Below are 16,660 nucleotides of genomic sequence, written 5' to 3' on the forward strand. Positions count from 1 at the left end.
ATTCCTTGTAGACGTGATAATTGTCTATTGGCAAAGATTAATAATTTTTTGTAATTCTTGTTCCATACCGATCCCTGTTAAAAACGCGATGCCGTTTATAACAGGGATCGGATATTCCTTATCTATTTTTGTAATCGCCACATAAGCAACAGAATCCCGGAGATGATTATCCAGAGATTTGAGATCGACAACCTCAATTCTGATATCTTCAAATCCTTTTTCTTTTAACAAACGTCCCACTTTACTTGCTACTGTTTGTGAAGTTGCTACGCCACTACCACAGGCTACAACAATCTTTTTCATGATAATTCCTTATAATTTAATTAAATGTATTTATTAAGGTAATTAGTAGCGTCATGGCTACTTTGGGTTTTGCTTAACCAATCTGCATGATTCTCAGTTGAAAATAAGGTGATCAGATTTTGTAGAAAATCAATATGACTGGAAGTATCTACCAGTCCTAACAATATAATAAATTTGATTTTAAGTTTATTTTCGTCTGCCCCCATTTCATTCCATGGCATCTCTTCGGCAAGTTGATAAAAAGCGACAAATGGTTCTTTTATAAATTTAATATCTGTATGAGGAATAGCAATTGAAAACGATTCCAACGCCAATCCGGTAGGATATTCTCTCTCTCGCAAACGAATATTCTGAAGAAAGTCAATTGTTACCAAATTAGCAGCCAGAAGTTTTTCATTTACAGTATGAAAGAAATCATCAGAGTCGATAAAACGCTGGCGAAGAAAAACCAGGTCATCCGTGAATCTAATGACATTAGTAAAATTCTGATTAATTCCTTTCATAATAACACCCCATTAAATCGTAATAACGGAATAATAAATCTCATTTAAAAAACCACAAGATTATTTGCTCACAAATTTTCGGCAGCAAGTTGTCCACAATTGTGATGAAATGTGCGATTGAAATCACATATTCTGATATATGTAATTTACATATATTCATTATGTGAATAGATCATATATAGTACTTTTCCCCAGCGCCCCAGAATACGACTGATACTGTTTATATAGATTTATATTGGCTCAAAACGACACACCTGCATCGCCCTGATTGACATCGTTTATTTTTTAACCTAATTTAGTGAGTAAGGGTTCTGAGACTGACTGTTAATAAGCTGGCAAATTTATCAGTAACAGTACAATCAGTATGATGACAAGTCACATCATACCCCTTCTCCTTTAAGCCCTCGCTTCGGTGAGGGCTTTACCGTTACAGCGCCATGCTGCACCGCCATCGTAAATCTTCTTCGAGTAAACACAACGTATTGATCTGGCTTTGATTTCTTTCTTCGAGCAGGCTCACAAAGGCGATTGCACAACCCTGCAAATGTGGTGAGAAGCATGGGGAAAAGGGACAAAAAAACGGGCAAGTCAGCGACCTGCCCGTTGTTTGTCAGAGAAGGGGAATCAGTACAGCAAACGGGCGCGAATGGTGCCAGGAATAGCTTTCATGGCCTGCAATGCTTTTTCGGCAACGTCTTCATCGGCTTCAATATCAATAACTACGTAGCCCATCTGAGCAGACGTTTGCAGGTACTGCGCGGCGATGTTAACGCCCTGCTCGGCAAATATTTTGTTCAGCGCAGTCAGCACGCCCGGACGGTTTTCATGGATGTGCATCAGACGACGACCACCGTGCAACGGCAGCGATACTTCCGGGAAGTTCACCGCAGAAAGCGTGGAGCCATTGTCAGAGTACTTGATCAATTTTCCTGCAACTTCCAGGCCGATATTCTCCTGCGCTTCCTGAGTCGAACCGCCAATGTGTGGCGTCAGCAGGACGTTGTCGAATTCGCACAGCGGAGAGGTAAACGGATCACTGTTGGTCGCCGGTTCCGTCGGGAATACGTCAATTGCCGCACCAGCAAGGTGTTTGCTCGCCAGCGCGTCACACAGTGCCGGAATATCGACTACAGTACCGCGCGAGGCGTTAATCAGTAGCGAACCGGGCTTCATCAGCGCAATCTCTTTCGCGCCCATCATATTTTTGGTGGACGGATTTTCTGGCACATGCAGACTTACCACGTCGCTCATATTCAGCAGGTCGGAAAGATGTTGCACTTGAGTCGCGTTGCCCAGTGGCAGTTTGTTTTCAATATCATAGAAGTAAACATACATCCCCAGCGACTCCGCGAGAATGCCAAGCTGCGTACCAATATGACCATAGCCAATGATACCCAGCTTTTTGCCGCGAGCTTCAAAAGAACCCGCCGCCAGTTTGTTCCACACGCCACGGTGCGCTTTAGCGTTGGCCTCCGGCACTCCGCGCAATAGCAGCAAAAGTTCGCCAATCACCAGCTCAGCAACGGAACGCGTATTCGAAAACGGTGCGTTAAATACCGGGATCCCACGTTTTGCCGCAGCATTTAAATCAACCTGGTTTGTGCCTATGCAGAAACAACCAATAGCGACCAGCTTTTCTGCGGCATTGATCACGTCTTCTGTCAGATGGGTACGGGATCGCAGGCCGATGAAGTGGGCATCGCGGATGGATTCTTTTAATTGTTCATCATCCAGCGCGCCTTTGTGAAATTCGATGTTGGTGTAACCCGCCGCGCGAAGGCTTTCCAGCGCCTTTTGGTGCACGCCTTCTACCAGCAGAAACTTAATCTTGTCTTTCTCCAGCGATACCTTTGCCATTTACCCAATCCTGTCTTTGAAATGTTGTGTGTGGATTTACATCCGCCTTTCAACATATCAAAAAATAATATTGCGGCAATATGAACGTTTGCGTCGCGATGTTGAGGAAATATCACGCAAGGTTGATTAACAGAAGAAAATGCTGGAGATAAGACTTTGTTTAGAGCGTTAGGTAACAGAGGGTTAAAAACGTGACAGATGTCACCAAATTTAACAATGAAAAAAATTTTTAACGGGGGAGAGAACTCCCCCGTCAGATCATTTCACAATGGTTTTGACGCCGTCAGGTGTGCCAATCAGCGCGACATCCGCACCACGGTTGGCAAACAGACCAACAGTAACCACGCCAGGGATAGCGTTAATTGCGTTTTCCATCGCCACCGGGTCAAGAATTTCCATGCCGTGAACGTCGAGAATCACGTTGCCGTTATCAGTCACCACGCCCTGACGGTATTCCGGACGGCCGCCTAATTTCACCAACTGACGAGCTACTGCACTACGCGCCATCGGGATAACTTCTACCGGCAGTGGGAATTTACCCAGAATATCGACCTGCTTGGAAGCATCTGCAATACAGATAAACTTCTTCGCGACTGAAGCGATGATTTTTTCACGGGTCAGCGCCGCGCCGCCACCTTTGATCATCTGCATATGGCCGTTGATTTCATCTGCTCCGTCGACGTAAATTCCAAGGCTGTCCACTTCATTGAGGTCAAAAACGTGAATGCCAAGGCTTTTCAGTTTTTCAGTGGATGCATCGGAGCTGGAAACTGCCCCTTCAATCTGACCTTTCATCGTGCCGAGTGCATCAATAAAGTGTGCGGCGGTGGAACCTGTACCTACACCAACAATGGTCCCGGGCTGAACATACTGAAGTGCCGCCCATCCTACTGCTTTTTTCAATTCATCCTGCGTCATGATCGTTTCGCCTGTGGTATGAAATTTCACACGCATTATATACAAAAAACGCGGTTCAGACCCCGTCAGCAAGTCGTGCGACTAACTCATCCATGAATAACAGGCAATAGGGGGAATTCTCTTTCGTCCCTGCAAGCCTGGATATCAGCAGGCATCGGGTGACCCCTTTTATCAACCAGCGTGCATATCTGAAGCTGCACCGATAAAAGTGAAGCTCTACAGAACTTTTCCCGGGTCTCCACAAAGACAAAAAGACACGGTAACGCCACCCAAAATTTCTATTATAGCTACTTTTTCATACGCTAAATGCTCTGTACCCAAAGCAAAATTATGTCATAGTTCGGCATAAGAAAATTTGAGGAGTAGGTTAAAGCAATGAAACGCCCGGACTACAGGACATTACAGGCACTGGATGCGGTGATACGTGAACGAGGATTTGAGCGTGCGGCACAGAAATTGTGCATTACGCAATCAGCCGTCTCACAGCGCATTAAGCAGCTAGAAAATATGTTCGGGCAGCCGTTACTGGTGCGCACTGTCCCGCCGCGGCCTACTGAGCAAGGGCAAAAACTGCTGGCACTGCTTCGCCAGGTTGAGTTGCTGGAAGAGGAGTGGCTGGGCGATGAACAAACCGGTTCAACCCCGCTACTGCTTTCGCTTGCAGTCAACGCCGACAGTCTGGCAACCTGGCTGCTTCCGGCGCTCGCTCCTGTGCTGGCTGACTCGCCTATCCGTCTGAATTTACAGGTGGAAGATGAAACCCGTACCCAGGAGCGCCTGCGTCGTGGCGAAGTGGTCGGCGCGGTGAGTATTCAACATCAGGCGCTACCAAGCTGTCTTGTCGATAAACTTGGCGCGCTTGACTATCTGTTCGTCAGCTCCAAACCGTTTGCTGAGAAATACTTCCCCAACGGAGTAAGCCGCTCCGCGCTGCTCAAGGCACCGGTGGTGGCGTTTGACCATCTTGACGATATGCACCAGGCATTTTTGCAGCAAAACTTCGATCTGCCGCCAGGTAGCGTACCGTGCCATATCGTTAACTCGTCAGAAGCCTTCGTTCAACTCGCTCGCCAGGGAACAACCTGCTGTATGATCCCACACCTACAAATTGAGAAAGAACTGGCTAGCGGCGAGTTGATAGACCTGACACCGGGGCTGTTTCAACGGCGAATGCTCTACTGGCATCGCTTTGCCCCAGAAAGCCGCATGATGCGTAAAGTCACTGATGCTTTGCTCGACTATGGTCACAAAGTACTTCGTCAGGATTAATCAATCACTTAATGCCTGATAGCACATATCAGGCATTTTCCTTCTTTCTTTTTACCTTCTTTGAACAACGTCACAAAAGAGACAAATCTCACACGGCAAAAAACGACGCCTCAATGCATTTTTTTTGCTGGCGACAAACCCGTTTAAAAAGCTCACCGTAAGCGCAAATCCCCTATTTTTATTGCGCTTTATGGAGCAAATAATGTCAAACGTGCAGGAGTGGCAACAGCTTGCCAACAAGGAGTTGAGCCGTCGGGAAAAAACCGTCGACTCACTGGTACGGCAAACGGCGGAAGGGATCGCCATCAAGCCGCTGTATACCGAAGTCGATCTCAACAATCTGGAAGTGACAGGCACCCTTCCTGGCTTGCCGCCCTACGTTCGTGGCCCCCGCGCCACCATGTACACAGCCCAGCCATGGACCATCCGCCAATATGCCGGTTTCTCAACGGCCAAAGAGTCTAACGCCTTTTATCGCCGTAACCTCGCGGCCGGGCAAAAAGGTCTTTCCGTTGCCTTTGACCTCGCCACCCACCGCGGTTACGACTCCGACAATCCGCGTGTTGCTGGCGATGTCGGAAAAGCGGGCGTTGCTATAGACACCGTAGAAGATATGAAGGTGCTGTTCGACCAAATTCCACTGGATAAAATGTCGGTGTCAATGACCATGAACGGCGCAGTCCTGCCAGTACTGGCGTTTTATATCGTGGCCGCTGAAGAGCAAGGAGTTCCCCCCGATAAACTTACTGGCACCATCCAGAACGACATCCTGAAAGAGTACCTCTGCCGCAATACCTATATTTACCCGCCGAAACCGTCTATGCGCATTATCGCTGATATCATCGCCTGGTGTTCCGGCAATATGCCGCGCTTTAATACCATCAGTATTAGCGGCTACCACATGGGCGAAGCGGGTGCAAATTGCGTGCAGCAGGTGGCATTCACCCTGGCTGATGGGATTGAGTACATCAAAGCTGCACTCTCTGCTGGTCTGAAAATTGACGACTTTGCCCCACGTCTGTCGTTCTTCTTCGGTATTGGCATGGATCTGTTTATGAACATCGCCATGCTGCGTGCCGCGCGTTATCTCTGGAGCGAAGCGGTAAGCGGATTTGGAGCCAAAGATCCGAAATCACTGGCGCTGCGTACCCACTGTCAAACCTCCGGCTGGAGTCTCACCGAGCAAGATCCCTATAACAACGTTATCCGCACCACCATTGAGGCACTGGCCGCGACTCTGGGCGGTACTCAGTCGCTGCATACCAACGCTTTTGATGAAGCTCTTGGTCTGCCGACCGATTTCTCGGCACGTATTGCCCGCAACACTCAGATCATTATTCAGGAAGAGTCAGAACTCTGCCGCACCGTCGATCCGCTAGCCGGTTCTTATTACGTTGAGTCACTAACTGATCAGATCGTGAAACAGGCCAGAGCCATCATTGATCAGATCGACGAAGCCGGTGGCATGGCGAAAGCGATCGAAGCGGGCTTGCCAAAACGAATGATCGAAGAAGCATCTGCGCGTGAACAATCGCTGATCGACCAGGGCAAACGGGTGATAGTTGGCGTGAACAAGTACAAACGGGATCACGAAGACAAAACCGATGTACTGGAGATCGACAATGTGATGGTTCGTAACGAGCAAATTGCTTCGCTGGAACGCATTCGTGCCACCCGTGATGATGCAGCCGTAACCGCCGCGCTGAACGCCCTGACTAACGCTGCGCTGCAAAACGAAAACCTGCTGGCTGCCGCTGTTAATGCAGCACGCGTTCGCGCGACATTGGGTGAGATTTCCGATGCACTGGAGGCCGCTTTTGACCGTTATCTGGTGCCGAGTCAGTGTGTTACCGGCGTGATTGCGCAAAGTTATCACCAGTCGGAAAAATCAGCCTGCGAATTTGATGCCATTGTTGCGCAAACGGAGCTGTTCCTCGCCAACAATGGTCGTCGCCCACGTATTCTGATCGCAAAAATGGGTCAGGATGGGCACGATCGCGGAGCGAAAGTCATTGCCAGCGCCTATTCCGATCTGGGTTTTGACGTTGATCTCAGCCCGATGTTCTCGACGCCAGAAGAGATCTCCAGACTGGCGGTAGAAAACGACGTTCATGTGGTGGGCGCATCCTCTCTCGCGGCTGGACACAAAACGCTGATCCCGGAACTGGTCGAAGCCCTTAAAAAATGGGGGCGCGAAGATATCTGTGTAGTCGCTGGCGGCGTTATTCCACCGCAAGATTATGCCTTCCTGCAAGAGCGTGGCGTGGCGGCGATTTATGGCCCGGGTACTCCCATGCTCGACAGTGTACGTGATGTGCTGAACCGAATTAGCCAGCATCATGATTAACGAAACCACACTAGCAGACAACATTCGCCGCTTACGTGAGGGTGAACGAGCCACACTTGCCCAAGCCATGACGCTGGTAGAAAGCCGCCATCCGCGTCATCAGGCGCTAAGTAACCTGTTGCTCGATGCCATCATGCCATTCTGTGGAAATGCGCTGCGGCTGGGCGTTACCGGTACACCCGGCGCGGGGAAAAGTACCTTTCTTGAAGTCTTCGGCATGCAGCTAATTCGCCAGGGGTTGAAGGTCGCGGTGATTGCCGTTGATCCCAGCAGCCCGGTAACCGGTGGCAGCATCCTTGGTGACAAGACACGTATGACCGAACTGGCTCGTGCCGATGCGGCGTTTATTCGCCCGGTTCCGTCATCTGGTCATCTGGGCGGTGCCAGCCAACGGGCACGGGAGTTAATGCTGTTATGCGAAGCGGCGGGTTATGACGTGGTGATCGTTGAAACCGTCGGCGTCGGACAGTCGGAAACGGAAGTAGCCCGCATGGTCGACTGTTTTATCTCACTACAAATTGCCGGTGGTGGTGATGATCTCCAGGGCATTAAAAAGGGGCTAATGGAGGTGGCAGATCTGGTTGTCATCAACAAAGACGATGGCGATAACCACACGAATGTCGCCATTGCCCGCCATATGTACGAAAGCGCCCTACATATTCTGCGTCGCAAATATGAAGAATGGCAACCACGAGTCCTCACCTGTAGCGCACTGGAAAAATGCGGTATCGATGAGATTTGGCACGCGATTATCGATTTCAAAACCGCGCTTACCGCCAGCGGTCGTTTGCCCCTGATGCGGCAGCAACAATCGGTGGAATGGCTGCGTAAGCAAACCGAGGAAGAAGTGCTGCACCACCTGTTCGCTAATGAAGATTTCGATCGCTATTACCGCCAGACGCTATTAGCAGTCAAAAACAACACGCTTTCGCCGCGCACCGGCCTGCGGCAACTCAGTGAATTTATCCAGACTCAATATTTTGATTAAAGGAATTTTTATGTCTTATCAGTATGTTAATATTGTCACCATCAACAAAGTTGCGGTAATTGAGTTTAACTATGGCCGCAAACTCAATGCATTAAGTAAAGTCTTTATTGATGACCTGCTCCAGGCATTAAGCGATCTCAACCGTCCGGAAATCCGTTGTATCATTCTGCGTGCCCCGAGTGGTTCCAAAGTGTTCTCCGCAGGTCACGATATTCATGAACTGCCATCAGGCGGCCGCGATCCACTCTCCTACGATGATCCGCTACGCCAAATCACCCGCATGATCCAAAAATGCCCCAAACCGGTAATTTCGATGGTTGAAGGGAGCGTCTGGGGAGGCGCATTTGAAATGATCATGAGTTCCGATCTGATCATCGCCGCCAGCACCTCCACCTTCTCAATGACGCCAGTTAACCTCGGCGTCCCATATAACCTGGTCGGCATTCACAACCTGACCCGTGACGCGGGTTTCCACATTGTCAAAGAGCTGATTTTTACCGCTTCGCCAATCACAGCCCAACGCGCGCTGGCTGTTGGCATTCTCAACCACGTTGTTGACATCAACGAGCTGGAAGATTTCACCTTACAAATGGCTCACCACATTTCCGAAAAAGCACCGCTGGCGATTGCGGTAATCAAGGAAGAACTGCGCGTGTTGGGCGAAGCACACACCATGAATTCAGATGAGTTTGAACGTATTCAGGGGATGCGCCGGGAGGTTTATGACAGCGAGGATTATCAGGAAGGTATGAACGCCTTCCTGGAAAAACGTAAACCTAATTTCGTCGGTCATTAATGATCTGCGAACAAAGGAGTAAAGGATGAGTATGACCTGGGCAAGGATGACCGCCGATGAAGCGGCGGAAATTATCCGGCACAACGATATGGTGGCATTCAGCGGCTTTACCCCTGCGGGTTCACCTAAAGCCCTGCCTGCTGCTATTGCCCGTCGTGCCAATGAACAGCATGAGGCGAAAAAACCGTACCAAATTCGCCTGCTAACCGGAGCGTCAATTAGCGCCGCCGCCGATGATGTACTCTCTGAAGCTGACGCTGTTTCGTGGCGCGCTCCGTATCAAACATCATCTGGATTACGCAAAAAGATCAATCAGGGTGCGGTCAGTTTTGTTGATCTACATTTGAGCGAAGTAGCGCAAATGGTCAACTACGGCTTCTTCGGTGACATTGATGTTGCGGTAATTGAAGCTTCAGAGATCGCACCGGATGGACGTGTCTGGTTGACCAGTGGGATCGGTAACGCGCCGACCTGGTTACTGCAGGCAAAGAAAGTGATCATTGAACTCAATCACTATCACGATCCGCGCGTTGCGGAACTGGCAGATATTGTGATTCCAGGAGCACCACCGCGGCGCAATAGCGTTTCGATCTTCCATGCAATGGATCGCGTCGGTACTCGTTATGTGCACATTGATCCGAAAAAGATTGTTGCGGTCGTGGAAACCAACTTACCTGATGCAGGTAATATCCTGGATAAGCAAAATCCCATGTGCCAGCAAATCGCTGACAATGTAGTCACCTTTCTGTTACGTGAAATGGCACAGGGGCGTATTCCACCGGAGTTTTTGCCATTGCAAAGTGGGGTTGGCAACATCAATAATGCGGTAATGGCACGTCTCGGAGATAACCCGGATATTCCACCGTTTATGATGTATTCGGAAGTGCTACAGGAATCGGTGGTTCATCTTCTGGAAACCGGCAAAATCACCGGTGCCAGCGCCTCCAGTCTGACAATCTCTGCCGATTCACTGCGTAAGATTTACGACAATATGGACTACTTCTCCAGCCGCATTGTGTTACGTCCGCAGGAGATTTCCAATAACCCGGAAATTATCCGCCGCCTTGGTGTTATCGCTCTGAACGTGGGTCTGGAGTTTGATATTTACGGACATGCCAACTCAACGCATGTTGCCGGAGTTAATTTGATGAACGGTATCGGCGGCAGCGGCGATTTTGAACGCAATGCTTACCTGTCGATCTTTATGGCACCGTCGATCGCCAAAGAAGGCAAGATATCAACTATCGTGCCAATGTGTAGCCATGTCGATCACAGCGAACACAGCGTGAAAGTGATCATCACTGAACAAGGGATTGCCGACCTGCGCGGCCTCTCCCCACTTCAGCGCGCACGCGCTATCATCGATAACTGTGCCCATCCCATGTACCGTGACTATCTGCATCACTATCTGGAAAATGCACCTGGTGGGCATATTCACCACGATCTTAGCCACGTTTTCGATCTGCATCGTAACTTGATCGAAACTGGCTCGATGCTGAGTTAATTGCTCGTACCGTCACGATCTTCAGAAATTTGCTGTAGCATCGTGGCGGTATAGCGATGGTTTTTCAGTGAATAGAGGTATTCCTGCATATACATTGGCGTATGCGGCGCATCAAAATATTTCAGCGTTGCCGGGTTCACCAGCCGCCAGGCAAAATGTGGAATGACTGTCAGGAAATGTCCGCGCTCAACGGCGCTTATTTTGGCCATAAAACTGTAGGGACGATAAATGATTGTTGGATTAATCCCACAAGGACGCATGTTCGCATCAATCATCGCTTCATAGTTAGCGCGGTTCTGAAAGCGCATCTGTAACCACGGCAGCTCCTGTAATAACTCCTGCTCCTGGCGTTCTTCAAAACGGCGAGAAACGAGAAACCCCAGTCGCAGCGGCGAAAGTTCGCTGATAGTCAGGCTCTCCAACCCCTTTACACGCCCGGAGACATGCTGCGGAGAGATAATAAAATCAAACTGGTGGTGGAAGAGATTATCAATAACCCCATTCTCACTAAACTCAACCGGCTGGGCTGTCACCCCTTCATATTTATCACCAAGGCTGATTAGCTGATCAAAAATAATCGTCGGATAGGTATTATCTATACCAATTACAATTTCACGAGAACGACGCCCGGAATTATGAATTTCATTATCAATAGCAGAAATTCGTTGGTAAACCGGAAAAAGTTTTTGATAAAGTTCCTGTCCAGCTTTATTAAGACTAATATTGTTATCTTTACGGGTAAACAATGTATAACCAATTTGCTCCTCCAGCGCGGCAATACTTTTGCCGAACGGCGACGCCGTCATATGTATTTTCTCTGCTGCCCGGGCAATATTATTAGTTTGCGCTAATAAAATAAAATTGCGCATCTTTTTTGAAATAAAAATATCCATACCCTCTCCCCAAACATCACTGTCCGCTTAACCGTTTCAGTTATTCAATCTTTGATGAAATCGCGTGCAAAGATAGGTGATTGCATCATGGTTTTACAGAAAATTACAGAAAAAGGAGGCGATATCAGGTGAAGACATTAGCCCGACAAAGGCGTCGGGCTAAAAGTATTATTGTGCGGTAGGTGTTTTTGCAGGTTGCTGATCAACAGGTTCTAACTGGAAGACCACATCAACCTGATCATCAAACTGAATAGCAGCCTGCTCGTAAGTTTCCTGAGTGGAAACCGGCGCGGCATCAGCTTTCATCATTCGAACCATCGGGCTGGGCTGATAGTTGGAAACATGGTAGCGCACGCTATATACCGGACCCAACTTGCGATTAAAGCCGTTCGCCAGCTCCTGTGCCTGATGAATCGCATTATCAATCGCCGCCTTACGCGCTTTATCTTTATAGGCATCAGGTTGCGCCACACCCAAGGAAACAGAACGAATTTCGTTAAGCCCGGCCTTCAGCGCGCCATCCAGCAAAGAATTCAGTTTGTCTAACTGACGAAGCGTTACTTCCACCGTTCTCACCGCCCGGTAGCCTTTCAGAATACTTTTACCATCCTGGTAATCGTAATCAGGCTGGGTGCGTAAATTTGCAGAGCTGATATCTTTTTTCGCGATCTGATTGAGTTCAAGGAAAGAGATATATTGCGCCACACGCTCATCCGCCTGCTTCTTGGCGGTCGCGGCATCCTTCGCTGCCACGTTGACTTCAATCGCAAGGGTGGCAATGTCTGGCACCGCATCCACGCTTGCTGTTCCTGAAGTGACAATATGCGGACCATCCGGTAGTTCATTGGCCTGTACTGCCATTCCGCTGAAACCCATCAATGCCGCCAGGGCGATAACTTTGAACTTCACGTTAGTCTCTCCGTGTTAATTGACTTGCCCAAAATTCAGGACCTCTGGAGGCAAGCTTAGCGTCTCTGTTTTAATTTTCCATCAGATAGCACCTAACTGAACAAGGCTTGTGCATGGGCAATCCCCTCTTTCGCCAGTTGTAGAGCGATAAACCACATCACGCAGCCCACCACGAAATTGATAATGCGCTGCGCTTTGGCGGTACGCAAACGCGGTGCCAGCCAGGCGGCTAATAACGCCAGGCCAAAAAACCACAGGAAAGAGGCGCTAATCGTCCCGAATGCAAACCAACGTTTTGGGTCAGGATCAAGTTGACCGCCCAGGCTGCCCAGTACCACAAAGGTATCCAGATAGACATGCGGATTCAGCCAGGTCACCGCCAGCATGGTGGCGATAATTTTCCATCGCCCCTGTTTCATCACTTCGGCACTCGCCAGTTCAATATTACTGCCCATCGCAGTTTTAAAAGCGCCAAAGCCATACCACAACAAAAAGGCAACACCACCCCAGGTCACTAATGCCAATAACCACGGAGACTGCATCAGTAACGCGCTACCGCCAAAAATCCCGGCGCAAATCAGGACTAAATCGCTGATTGCACAAAGTAAGGCAATCATTATGTGGTACTGACGGCGAATGCCCTGATTCATCACAAAAGCATTTTGCGGACCGAGCGGCAGGATCATAGCCGCACCAAGCGCAAGACCTTGAAAATAATAAGAAAACACGTTAAAAATTCCGAGTTAATTACCTGATGCAGAGACTATAGCGCGAGATTGTTATTAGATAAAATTGATAATTCTAATAGCATATAAATAATTTTAATATTAATTTAAATAATTCTACTCGGTGACTGATTTTAGAATAACAATCTCAACATTCCCCATGGCGTAAACGACGTTATGGCTCGCTTCCCTGCTCGCGTTGTAAAGGACTAACACAATGCAATCATATGATCTCACTCTGCTCCCCTACCCTATCCGCGAAAATATGCCGCGACAACAAGGTTGGTGCTTTGGACTACCACCAGGCATAACACCCGAACAGTGGCCGCTGGATCCAAATAATGGTTTCCCATTGAATCATGGATTTACCCTACTATTGCCAGAGGACTATCGGATTTATGGACCAGAGGTTGTCGCGTTATCTTTCTTTGCAGTTGCGCCAGAACACAACGATGGCGGAACTCCGTGTACAGAAGAAATATTGGATGTGTTTGAAAATTTTGAATCCTGCACGCCCCCAGAAGATCCAAATCTTTATGTTTTTTGGCTGGCAGAAAAGCAACGACATCCACGGCTATTTCGGATGGCAGATATATTAGGTTGTTCTTATGCGGTAATTTTACTAACCCAGCACGAGTTCAACGGCCCATTTTGCGAGCCACCTGAACTTATACCTGACCACTATCGCGACCAGCAAGATACGCCAGAATGGATGACTATTGGCAGTGCATTTAGTTATTTTCAGGCTAACGTCAGACCAAAAGATACGCCTGAAAGCAATTTTATTTACCGTAAATTGGGCACCATTCCTGAGCAGTCGCTGGCGTTCAATCTGGCGATTTCATGCGAGCCGCGCGCTTTTGATCCTAATGCGGGAATTAGCCCCTCAGAAAGAAATGATACGGAATATCAGTCCATTCATTATTTTTCTAAAGATGCAGAGGGAAAGAGTAAATGTGAACCTCTCCAGTGGCATAGCGCACATCTGCCCGATCATCTCGGTGGTTCGATGGCGCTCGTGCAGCCTATACCAGACGGAATGTCGCCTTATTATATTGAGTTTGAAGAGTATTTCGACGGGTATAATTTTGGCACAGGTAATGCCTGGCTGGACTTTAAAAATATGAAGTTTGATTTTAGTTGTTAAAGTTCACTGCTTTTAATATTAACGACGATCAACAAAATTACAGAAGGAACTGATATGACATTCAAACACTTTTTATTTTCTCTGATATCAGGGTTACTTCTGGTATCTTTCCCCAACATTGCTGCTGAAAAAATACTTCACTATACCGATCATGAACCTTATGGTGGAATGCGTACACAACTCATTAAAGAGGTATTATTTGCAGAAATTGGAAAAGAGTCACAAGGACGTTTGAAAATTGAACCTCACTGGAACGGTGAAATCGCCATCAGCTATGACGCACTGGCGACGATAAGTGATGGCAGCAAAGCTGATATGGGTATAGTGGTGCCAGAATACACAGCGAAACAATTACCGCTTCATCAAATATTCAAGAGCTTTGCTATTGGCCCGGAGCATGGAGCCAGTCAGGTAGAATTCTTTCGTCGCGTATATGCAGAAATTCCCGAACTTAACGCTGAAATTGAGCGTAACAATGTCGTGAACTTACAATTTTTCCTTGGCTATCCGGTAGGCTTTTTTTCTACCAAACCCATTATGAAATTAACCGCTCTTCAGGGAACTTCCTGGCGAACAGCCAGTTTCTGGCATCGGGCTTATTTAGTTAATACAGGAGCAAAAACCGTAACCTTACCGTGGAATGAGCAAATTACGACAGCACTCCGCGACGGGAAACTCGATGGCTTAATGGTCAATCTCGATAGCGGGTATGACATCCATGCTGAACGTGCTGCGCCGAATGTGTTGCTCTCTCCTTCGCTCTGGCTCGGCCATGTTTATCTTTTGACGATGAATAAACACACCTGGAAAAGCCTCAGTACTCAAGATCGCGAGGCGATTCAGCGAGCTGCTATTACAACCCAGAAGGCGCTGGGCCAGGCATTAGATAACAATCTGATCAACATGGTAAAAACGCTTGAACAGGAAGGCACACATGTTCGCTATCTGACAAAAGCAGAACTGGAGGCCTGGCGGAAAGCGATTGATTATCAGCAAGAACAAGCTCAGTGGGTAGCAAAGCAGAAAGCTGAAGGTATAGACAATGCCAGGGAAGTGATGCAAAAAGTTGCCAATCTTCTTGATAGAACAATCCATTGAATTGTTAGTGCGCCCATGAATCTTATGGGCGCTTTACATGATTAACGCGTTACCGCATCGCTCTCTTTATTCTCTTTCACCCGCTTGAAGTTCACATCCATTTGCGGATATGGGAAGCTGATACCAGCAGCATCAAACTCGCGTTTAATACGTTCCAGCACGTCCCAATACACGTTTTGCAGATCACCGCTGTTGCTCCAGGCACGAACGATAAAATTAACCGAGGATGCGCCAAGTTCATGCAGGCGCACGGTAATTTCACGATCTTTTAAAATACGATCTTCGGACTGAATAATATCAGTCAGGATCTGCTTAACCTGATCGATATCAGAATCATACGCCACGCCAATGATAAATTCGTTACGGCGCGCCGGCTCGCGAGAGAAGTTAATAATATTACCGGCAATAATTTTACCGTTCGGAATAACGATAATTTTACCGTCTGCGGTGCGCATAGTCGTAGAGAAAATCTGCACGCTCTGCACAGTACCGGCAACACCGCCGAGGTCAACATATTCACCGGCACGGAACGGGCGGAACATTACCAGCAACACGCCAGCGGCCAGGTTAGACAGCGAACCCTGCAACGCCAAACCTACAGCTAAACCTGCGGCACCCAGTACGGCGATAACCGATGCGGTTTGTACGCCCACGCGACCCAGTGCAGCAATTAGCGTAAAGGCAATAACTGCGTAACGGACTAATGCAGAAAGAAAATCAGCAACGGTGGCATCAATTTTACGGGAGATCATCAGGCGATTCACCGCATTGGAAATCATCCGCGCGACAATCAAACCAATGATGATAATCGCGAGAGCCGCCACGATGTTTACAGCATAACTCAGCAACAGCGCCTGATTATTCACCAACCAGGAACCTGCACCGTGTATGCTATCGACAACATTCAAATCTTCCATTCAATATTCCTTTTCAACTGACTCAAAATGGAGAAATACACTCCGCCGCCTTATGACGGGCAGTCTGACAAGGGTAAACAATAAAGTATAATTTTGCCAAATAGATCACAAATTTCTTAAGTACATCACCTTGCTTTTGGCGAAAAAAAGCCCCGCAGAGTGGGGCTCAGACATATGACAATGTGCGCTTTGTCATGCCGGATGCGGCGTGAACGCCTTACCCGGCCAACAAAAACCTGCAAATTCAATATATTGCAGGATACGTGTAGGCCTGATAAGCGTAGCGCATCAGGCAATTTTGCTTTTGGCGAAAAAAAGCCCCGCAGAGTGGGGCTCAGACATATGACAATGTGCGCTTTGTCATGCCGGATGCGGCGTGAACGCCTTACCCGGCCAACAAAAACCTGCAAATTCAATATATTGCAGGATACGTGTAGGCCTGATAAGCGTAGCGCATCAGGCAATTTTGCTTTTGGCGAAAAAAAG

General features: G+C 48.1%; 16 protein-coding genes. 7 read left to right on the forward strand and 9 right to left on the reverse strand.

Going from position 1 to position 16,660, the window contains the following annotated elements; genetic code table 11:
* Positions 1–24: 24 nt before the first annotated feature.
* The 5 genes from C7B16_RS17440 to rpiA form a co-directional block, all read right to left on the reverse strand.
* Complete coding sequence (locus C7B16_RS17440; protein ID WP_000725251.1) at positions 25–303, reverse strand: PTS sugar transporter subunit IIB; 279 nt, start codon at positions 301–303, stop codon at positions 25–27.
* Between the two features lie 20 nt (positions 304–323).
* Positions 324–806 carry a PTS sugar transporter subunit IIA gene (locus C7B16_RS17445; RefSeq protein ID WP_000676303.1) on the reverse strand — a complete coding sequence of 161 codons (483 nt, stop codon included), beginning with the start codon at positions 804–806 and terminating at the stop codon, positions 324–326.
* Between the two features lie 324 nt (positions 807–1,130).
* Complete coding sequence (locus tag C7B16_RS25820; protein ID WP_370567170.1) at positions 1,131–1,175, reverse strand: hypothetical protein; 45 nt, start codon at positions 1,173–1,175, stop codon at positions 1,131–1,133.
* A 255-nt stretch (positions 1,176–1,430) separates the two neighbouring features.
* Positions 1,431–2,663: a phosphoglycerate dehydrogenase gene (serA, locus tag C7B16_RS17450; RefSeq protein ID WP_001151616.1), complete on the reverse strand. Its 1,233-nt coding sequence runs from the start codon at positions 2,661–2,663 to the stop codon at positions 1,431–1,433.
* A 258-nt stretch (positions 2,664–2,921) separates the two neighbouring features.
* Positions 2,922–3,581 (reverse strand): ribose-5-phosphate isomerase RpiA, encoded by a 660-nt coding sequence (rpiA, locus tag C7B16_RS17455; protein ID WP_016249170.1) that lies wholly within the window; start codon positions 3,579–3,581, stop codon positions 2,922–2,924.
* A 375-nt stretch (positions 3,582–3,956) separates the two neighbouring features.
* Here rpiA and argP point away from each other — a divergent pair, with 375 nt between their 5' ends.
* The 5 genes from argP to scpC all read left to right on the forward strand — a co-directional run bounded on the left by argP (position 3,957) and on the right by scpC (position 10,485).
* Positions 3,957–4,850 carry a DNA-binding transcriptional regulator ArgP gene (argP, locus tag C7B16_RS17460; RefSeq protein WP_000828349.1) on the forward strand — a complete coding sequence of 298 codons (894 nt, stop codon included), beginning with the start codon at positions 3,957–3,959 and terminating at the stop codon, positions 4,848–4,850.
* Between the two features lie 202 nt (positions 4,851–5,052).
* The gene (gene scpA, locus C7B16_RS17465) at positions 5,053–7,197 is read left to right on the forward strand and encodes a methylmalonyl-CoA mutase (protein ID WP_016249171.1); all 2,145 of its coding nucleotides are present in this window, start codon (positions 5,053–5,055) and stop codon (positions 7,195–7,197) included.
* Positions 7,190–8,185, forward strand: coding sequence for a methylmalonyl Co-A mutase-associated GTPase MeaB (meaB, locus tag C7B16_RS17470; RefSeq protein ID WP_000606737.1), 996 nt, complete (start codon positions 7,190–7,192; stop codon positions 8,183–8,185). The genes scpA and meaB overlap by 8 nt, the downstream gene beginning before the upstream one ends.
* Before the next feature lie 10 nt (positions 8,186–8,195).
* Positions 8,196–8,981: a methylmalonyl-CoA decarboxylase gene (gene scpB / locus C7B16_RS17475; RefSeq protein WP_085449223.1), complete on the forward strand. Its 786-nt coding sequence runs from the start codon at positions 8,196–8,198 to the stop codon at positions 8,979–8,981.
* A 25-nt stretch (positions 8,982–9,006) separates the two neighbouring features.
* The gene (gene scpC / locus C7B16_RS17480; RefSeq protein WP_000063070.1) at positions 9,007–10,485 is read left to right on the forward strand and encodes a propionyl-CoA:succinate CoA transferase; all 1,479 of its coding nucleotides are present in this window, start codon (positions 9,007–9,009) and stop codon (positions 10,483–10,485) included.
* Here the strand turns inward: scpC and srsR are convergent.
* The 3 genes from srsR to argO all read right to left on the reverse strand — a co-directional run bounded on the left by srsR (position 10,482) and on the right by argO (position 13,015).
* Positions 10,482–11,378 (reverse strand): LysR family transcriptional regulator SrsR, encoded by an 897-nt coding sequence (srsR, locus tag C7B16_RS17485; RefSeq protein WP_000350787.1) that lies wholly within the window; start codon positions 11,376–11,378, stop codon positions 10,482–10,484. The two genes, scpC and srsR, sit on opposite strands and share 4 nt — an antisense overlap.
* A 168-nt stretch (positions 11,379–11,546) precedes the next feature.
* The gene (locus tag C7B16_RS17490) at positions 11,547–12,287 is read right to left on the reverse strand and encodes an oxidative stress defense protein (protein WP_000669823.1); all 741 of its coding nucleotides are present in this window, start codon (positions 12,285–12,287) and stop codon (positions 11,547–11,549) included.
* Between the two features lie 92 nt (positions 12,288–12,379).
* Positions 12,380–13,015 carry an arginine exporter ArgO gene (gene argO, locus C7B16_RS17495; RefSeq protein WP_000493344.1) on the reverse strand — a complete coding sequence of 212 codons (636 nt, stop codon included), beginning with the start codon at positions 13,013–13,015 and terminating at the stop codon, positions 12,380–12,382.
* Positions 13,016–13,229: 214 nt separating this feature from the next.
* Here argO and C7B16_RS17500 point away from each other — a divergent pair, with 214 nt between their 5' ends.
* Both C7B16_RS17500 and dctP read left to right on the forward strand, forming a co-directional pair.
* Positions 13,230–14,159 (forward strand): hypothetical protein, encoded by a 930-nt coding sequence (locus C7B16_RS17500; RefSeq protein WP_016249173.1) that lies wholly within the window; start codon positions 13,230–13,232, stop codon positions 14,157–14,159.
* Positions 14,160–14,213: 54 nt separating this feature from the next.
* Complete coding sequence (gene dctP / locus C7B16_RS17505; protein WP_107179950.1) at positions 14,214–15,257, forward strand: TRAP transporter substrate-binding protein DctP; 1,044 nt, start codon at positions 14,214–14,216, stop codon at positions 15,255–15,257.
* A 41-nt stretch (positions 15,258–15,298) separates the two neighbouring features.
* Here dctP and mscS read toward each other — a convergent pair whose 3' ends face one another.
* Positions 15,299–16,174: a small-conductance mechanosensitive channel MscS gene (gene mscS / locus C7B16_RS17510; protein WP_000389807.1), complete on the reverse strand. Its 876-nt coding sequence runs from the start codon at positions 16,172–16,174 to the stop codon at positions 15,299–15,301.
* Between the last annotated feature and the right edge of the window lie 486 nt (positions 16,175–16,660).

This window comes from Escherichia sp. 20412-1, from assembly GCF_003027595.1.
Taxonomy (GTDB): domain Bacteria; phylum Pseudomonadota; class Gammaproteobacteria; order Enterobacterales; family Enterobacteriaceae; genus Escherichia; species Escherichia marmotae.

Coding starts and splice junctions, on each gene's coding strand:
- C7B16_RS17440 (WP_000725251.1), bottom strand. CDS start 303: ATGAAAAAGATTGTTGTAGCCTGTGGTAGTGGCGTAGCAACTTCACAA.
- C7B16_RS17445 (WP_000676303.1), bottom strand. CDS start 806: ATGAAAGGAATTAATCAGAATTTTACTAATGTCATTAGATTCACGGAT.
- serA (WP_001151616.1), bottom strand. CDS start 2,663: ATGGCAAAGGTATCGCTGGAGAAAGACAAGATTAAGTTTCTGCTGGTA.
- rpiA (WP_016249170.1), bottom strand. CDS start 3,581: ATGACGCAGGATGAATTGAAAAAAGCAGTAGGATGGGCGGCACTTCAG.
- argP (WP_000828349.1), top strand. CDS start 3,957: ATGAAACGCCCGGACTACAGGACATTACAGGCACTGGATGCGGTGATA.
- scpA (WP_016249171.1), top strand. CDS start 5,053: ATGTCAAACGTGCAGGAGTGGCAACAGCTTGCCAACAAGGAGTTGAGC.
- meaB (WP_000606737.1), top strand. CDS start 7,190: ATGATTAACGAAACCACACTAGCAGACAACATTCGCCGCTTACGTGAG.
- scpB (WP_085449223.1), top strand. CDS start 8,196: ATGTCTTATCAGTATGTTAATATTGTCACCATCAACAAAGTTGCGGTA.
- scpC (WP_000063070.1), top strand. CDS start 9,007: ATGAGTATGACCTGGGCAAGGATGACCGCCGATGAAGCGGCGGAAATT.
- srsR (WP_000350787.1), bottom strand. CDS start 11,378: ATGGATATTTTTATTTCAAAAAAGATGCGCAATTTTATTTTATTAGCG.
- C7B16_RS17500 (WP_016249173.1), top strand. CDS start 13,230: ATGCAATCATATGATCTCACTCTGCTCCCCTACCCTATCCGCGAAAAT.
- dctP (WP_107179950.1), top strand. CDS start 14,214: ATGACATTCAAACACTTTTTATTTTCTCTGATATCAGGGTTACTTCTG.
- mscS (WP_000389807.1), bottom strand. CDS start 16,174: ATGGAAGATTTGAATGTTGTCGATAGCATACACGGTGCAGGTTCCTGG.